Annotated in this window: 2 protein-coding genes; one reads left to right on the plus strand and one right to left on the minus strand. The window is 31.3% G+C overall.

Annotated features, from left to right (window positions below):
- A partial coding sequence (locus ACF91D_RS30290) for a phytoene desaturase family protein (RefSeq protein WP_392438444.1) occupies nt 1–1,165 on the plus strand: 1,165 nt, incomplete at its 5' end.
- A gap of 62 nt (nt 1,166–1,227) precedes the next feature.
- Here the strand turns inward: ACF91D_RS30290 and ACF91D_RS30295 are convergent.
- On the minus strand, nt 1,228–1,410 hold a 183-nt coding region (locus ACF91D_RS30295; RefSeq protein ID WP_483883395.1), incomplete at its 5' end, for a pyridoxamine 5'-phosphate oxidase family protein.

The following is a 1,410-nucleotide window of genomic DNA, read 5'->3' on the forward strand; positions in this document are numbered from 1 at the left end:
TAACTCCACACATGGTTTTATGTCATTTTTAACTGATATATACGAAAGATATGAAATTGCACGCAAACATTTTTTAGAGCGAACGTTTAGAAAACCTACTGATTTTTATAATCCTTTTACTTTATATCAAGGTATGAAATTAAAAACATTTGATAAAGCAGATAACTTAATTGAAAAATATGTTGATAATGAGAAAATTCAAAAAATATTAGCGTTCCAAACATTGTATATAGGCATTGACCCCAAACGAAGTCCTTCACTATATTCTATTATACCAATGATTGAATTAATGTTTGGCGTACATTTTATTAAAGGTGGTATGTATAGCTTCGTCAATGCGCTTCAAACATTAAATGAGGAACTAGGCACTCAAATTTATACAGATGCGAGTGTTGAAGAGATTATCATTGATACACGTTTTAAGCGTGCTGAAGGTCTGAAAATAAATGGCCGTATTGAGAAGTATGACAAAATATTATGTACTGCAGACTTCCCATATGCAGCCTCATCTTTAATTAAAGATGAACAACAGCCTAAAAAATATACAAAACAAAAAGTTGATAATATGGACTATTCTTGTTCTGCCTTTTTGATGTATGTGGGTGTAGATAAAGATTTATCTGAAGAAATTTTATTACATAATGTTATATTTTCAAAGGATTTTGATAATAACATTAACGAAATCTTTACTGGGGAAATATCTGAAGATCCTTCCATATATGTCTATGCACCAAGCGTGGAAGATAAGTCGTTAGCGCCAGAAGGTCAGACAGGTGTTTATGTACTTATGCCTGTTTCAGAATTAAAAACGGGTGATGTGGATTGGTCCAATGAGACAACAATCACACATGTGAAGAATATTATTTATAAAAAGCTTTCAACCATTAAAGCTTTAAAAAATTTGAAAGAGCAGGTTGTCACTGAAATCATTTATACACCTGAAGATTTTGAAGATGATTATAATGCAAAATTTGGAGCAGCCTTTGGACTAATGCCTACATTAGCTCAAAGTAACTACTATAGACCACCTAATGTAAGTAGAGATTACAAAAATTTATATTTTGCTGGAGCAAGTGTTCATCCAGGAGCAGGCGTTCCCATCGTATTAACAAGTGCTAAAATAACAGTTGAAGAAATATTAGCTGATATAAAAAATGGTATTTAACACAACAAGCGTTTAATTTTCTTATCTAATGAAGGGAATTAAACGCTTGTTTGTTAGTTACATTAATCAATCGTAATCGTTTGTGGCGTATCTATACTACCATCATTCATAATCTTAATAGATTTAGGTGTGGCTTTGATTATACATAAATCAGGGTCTTCTTTAGAATCAAAAAAGGTTTTATCTTGTTTTTCCCATAGCCAATCTATCGTTTCTTTATCTTTAATGATTTCAACATTTGCTTC

It is taken from the genome of Staphylococcus sp. 231237_7MaSpsaltlick (genome assembly GCF_043107035.1).